The 4,523-nt window shown below is 24.0% G+C and carries 4 protein-coding genes and 1 pseudogene; all 5 read right to left on the reverse strand.

The window, feature by feature from the left end; all coding sequences use genetic code 11:
* The coding region (locus tag KHW44_RS06670; protein ID WP_304067529.1) for a radical SAM protein at positions 1 to 409 on the reverse strand (409 nt) is incomplete at its 3' end.
* A gap of 298 nt (positions 410 to 707) precedes the next feature.
* Positions 708 to 1,313: a response regulator transcription factor gene (locus tag KHW44_RS06675; RefSeq protein ID WP_304067531.1), complete on the reverse strand. Its 606-nt coding sequence runs from the start codon at positions 1,311 to 1,313 to the stop codon at positions 708 to 710.
* Positions 1,285 to 2,832: a hypothetical protein gene (locus KHW44_RS06680; RefSeq protein ID WP_304067534.1), complete on the reverse strand. Its 1,548-nt coding sequence runs from the start codon at positions 2,830 to 2,832 to the stop codon at positions 1,285 to 1,287. The genes KHW44_RS06675 and KHW44_RS06680 overlap by 29 nt, the downstream gene beginning before the upstream one ends.
* A gap of 313 nt (positions 2,833 to 3,145) precedes the next feature.
* Positions 3,146 to 4,240 (reverse strand): single-stranded DNA-binding protein, encoded by a 1,095-nt coding sequence (locus tag KHW44_RS06685; protein WP_304067537.1) that lies wholly within the window; start codon positions 4,238 to 4,240, stop codon positions 3,146 to 3,148.
* Between the two features lie 32 nt (positions 4,241 to 4,272).
* Positions 4,273 to 4,523: pseudogene (locus tag KHW44_RS06690) on the reverse strand (hypothetical protein); the annotation flags it as partial.

Below are 4,523 nucleotides of genomic sequence, written 5' to 3' on the forward strand. Positions count from 1 at the left end.
CTTGATTTTTCTTTATAAAATCTTGTACTTCTTTACTAGCATAATTAATCCCATTTGTCGTTATATTAATCCTATAATCCCAATACCATTCATCATTTAGTAGATATGTTTTCAATTTAAAATAGTCGCATATTTGATCAATTAGTTTTATTTCAAGTAGTGGCTCTCCACCTATAAAATCTAATATAGCTCCTTTGGGTCTTATTATTTCTTCTGATAGTACATAATCAATAAATTTCTTAGCTACATCAAATGACATTTTCTTATTTGAAGATTTATGTGTAACATAACAATAACTACATCTCAGATTACAATCCTCAGTCACAATAAATGTTAATGTTTGAGCAGTACCTTCTTTCCAAATATCAATCTCTTTTCCAAGTTTGTAAGTTGTATTATTTTTTATCATCTTTATTTAAATTATTATTAAATGTACTATGTGAATATTTTGGGTGTTTAGCAGCATTCTTTGCTGTACAACTATACCTACAAGTATTAGTACACGATAATTTACACACATTAAAAGGAGTAATTTCTCTTCCTAGCATATTGTTTTTTAGTTTACTTGAATAATTCATCACTTTATCACCTCTAAATATTATTAATTCTATACTTTTTCTTTAATTTTATATTATTTTAATTTAAGTTTCAGCTAACTTTTGTGAATAAAAAAAGCATTAGAATTTTTAAATCCTAATGCTCATCTATCAAAATGAATCTACATAACCTAGTTCTCTTACCTTGTCTATCATTTCTTGATAATTTCTAACATTTAATTTTTGATATATTCTAGATAAAGATACCGCTAAACTTCTAACATTTATATTAAGTTCTTTAGCTAGTTCTTTCCTAGACATACCATTTGAATACAATCTCACTATTTTTAATTCATATTTTGTCAACGATTCTAACATATAATTTTCTTCAGGAAATATTATTTCATCTTCTTCTACAATACTTTTAATATATTGTATTAACTTTTTAGTATCCTCTTCTTTAGAAATAAATCCTCTACATCCTATTTCTTTAGCTCGTTTTATATAGAATTCTAATTTATATGCAGTTAGAATAACAATTTTTATATCTATATAATCTTCTATCAATCTTTCAGCTAGATCTAATCCATTTACTGTTCCTTCAATACCCGTTAAGTTAATATCTATAAGTAATAAGTCGTAACTAAGAATTGATTTATCTGTATTAAGTTTTTCAATACGGTCTATTATATCTACAGAAATAGATTGTTCTGTTTCTAAACTCATTTTTAAAGAAGTAGCTACCATTTTATGATCTTCTATTAACAAAATTTTCATTTACAACTCTCCTATCTAATGGAATTTTTATTTTAAATTGCACATACGATTCTTCTAATTCTTCATTATTTTTAAATATTTCATATTCAAATACCCCTCTGTATTGTTTTAAATTCAGTCTTAGAATATTTAATCCTATATTGCCTTCTTTAATTTTATCTTTATCTTTTATATAATCTCCAACATTTGTAACTGTTAAATAAATTATATTTTTTTCTACTTTCAGACTAATATTAGTGTTGTAACCTTTAGAATGCTTAAATGCATTTATTAACAACTCATTAATACACTTATATACTAGCTCATCATAAGGTGATGAAAGTTCAATATCTTTTTTACATTCAAATTCAATAAGCATCTGTTTACTTAAATACATATCTTCTAGATCTGATATAAGTTTATTATATGCATCATACAAAGAACTGTACTCTTTAATCTTAGGATTAAATGAATCAATTTCATGTCGAATTAAATCATTCAATTTATCTAAATTCTGTAATATATAATTTTTATCTGAACCTGACAAATTATCTTCAATCCATCTACGTATAGCTATTATAATTTGAAGTATATCATCATGTAAGAATGTCTGAATTTTTAAAGTATTAAGTCTTTCAATTTCTCTGTTTCTATATATTTCAACATAATAACTATCTAATAATTCATCAAAAGTAACATTTTGATGTTTCTTATACTCCTTATAACTTCTAAATTCTGCTAAATATATAAAAAAGTAAAAAGATAATAAAGTAATATCTACTACAGAAATACCAACTAAATATAGCATTACAAATAACACAATATAACCTAAAAATAGGTTCCTCATGGCTTTGATAAATAATGCTAATCCTTTTCTTACATCCGTAATCATAATTTTATATAGCAATACTGACTCCATTGATATAATTGTTAGTAGTAGATATTCACTAATTGATATAAACTCAATGCTATTAATTTTTTTATAAATATAATACGAAATAATAAAACATATTTGTAAATATAAAATTGCCCTTCTATTATTATGTCTTATTTTTCTATCTAATATATAAGAAATACTAGGACTCATTAATAAAAGAATAACTACATATTTATATATAAAATTGGATAATGAATAATTATAATTTATTGTTAAAGCTGACATAAAAATAATAATAGTTATAATTAGTTTTTTAATGCTTAACTTATACGTTGAATATATCAAGGCTAAATTTTCTAACAATAATAAGCTATATATGACTAATTCTATGTGTTTTCCTGTTTGTAAATTAATTAGTATTGTATCTTCTATACACATAAATATTATAAATAGGATAATTAGAATACTATGCTTTAAAATGAATTTTTTATCAGAATTTAATATTGTAATAACATACGAAATAAAATTTACAATACTCAGCAAAATTATTATTATAATTCCTATATCTTTTTGTTGATAATACTTTATAAAAGGAATTATAGGTATGAACAAAACAATTTGTAATATAATATGAGCAATCAAAATTAAATCTTTTCTTTTCATAATTTTTCCTTATAAATGTTGATAAACACAAATAATCGTAACTCTATGATATAGACGATACATGATTTTATATCAATATTCTTCTAATATTATTATATACTATATCTCAGTATAAATTAGTTATTTTAGTATCTGTTATTCTACCTACTGCTTTCTAGTTATTTTTTACTCTTTTATTTATTGTAACCTTATCAATAATAAATCTCAGCTAACTTTTGTGTATTAAGCATATATTTGTAAAATATTCAACTAATACTTAAATAATCATTATTTATTCAACAAAAAAATAAAGCGATCCGAAGACCGCCAATTTTTATCTCTCAGTACCTTTGCTATGCTCAATTTTATGAGTCTTTTTATTATCATTACTTTTAAATCTATTTATTTGCCCAAATATAGACTTTTTATCTTTATTTTGAGTTTTTATTTGTTCTTTTGCTTTTAATAACTTGGCAGAATATATCTTTATACTCCTATATTCTTTTCCATTCTTTCCTTTGTTGGTTTTTCCCTTACCAAATAAGTGTACAAAGTCACCCTTCTTCATATTATCGACTTGACTAATTTTATCATCATATGCGTAACAATCAGTAAATTTTACGTTTCCTTCCTTGTCATTTTCTGCTATAGAAAAGGAAGCAACTTTAAAGTTTCTTCCATCTTTTGCTTTTAAATCTTTGATCTCTATATCACTAGCTAAATTTCCATCTATGTTTAATATATCCTTGCTTTCTTTATCTACTTGTTCTCGATTAATTTCTAAATTTTCTTCTAATCTTTGCTCATCTATATAATCCATAAACTTTTCATCAATAAGTCCCATTACTGAATCACTCATATAATTATCATAGGTAGCATTAAGAACCTCTTCATTTAACACTCCTGTTTCAAGGGATACGATCCCTTTTACAAATTCTTTATGATTATATTCAGCTAGAAAGTCTATTGTATTTTTCATACTTTTAAAATCAATATTTTGCATATTTGCTATAGTTTTTATATCGCTGGCATACCTTACTGATTCCCATTCATAATTTCCACTTTTCTTATTTAACTTAATTCCTGTAGCTAAAATAAATTGATTACCATCAAATAGTGTAGCTTGATTATCTTTCACATCAAGTACAATTGTTTCTCCAAATTCTGTATTAATTACATTTCCTTTTCGTACGTCCATTAATATTCCTCCTATTAATTCTTCTTTTTCTTCATTGATTACAAATTGTTTTATTTCTTCAACTGTTGGATCATTAATTATAGTTTGAATAAAGTCTACTAATTTATCCTCTGAATCTCCTAAATTTTTGATTCCATACTCCACTAAGTTATTAATTATTCTTTGAGTTGCTCCATCAAAAGAAAACTCATCTTGTATAAATTCATTAAATCCATCTTTATCAAATTTCATATTCTCTTCCTCTAGCAATATTACTTAAATATTTATCTACCATAAGGCTCACAGTTGTTTATTTCTTTTATGTTATTGTCTTCTTCTAAGTTATTCTTATATTCCTGTAACTTATCTATAATAGATTCCTTTTCTTCTTTAGCATGAAAATTATCTTCAACATCATAAGTAGATTCAAAATAATCAGAATCTTTAAAGTCATTATCATATCTATCAGGAATCCCATCATTATCCAAGTCTAAATTTAATGGATCATAAAAATTACCTTCATCATCTATTTCAA

This window comes from Finegoldia magna (assembly GCF_018371055.1).
Taxonomy (GTDB): Bacteria; Bacillota; Clostridia; order Tissierellales; family Peptoniphilaceae; genus Finegoldia; species Finegoldia magna_I.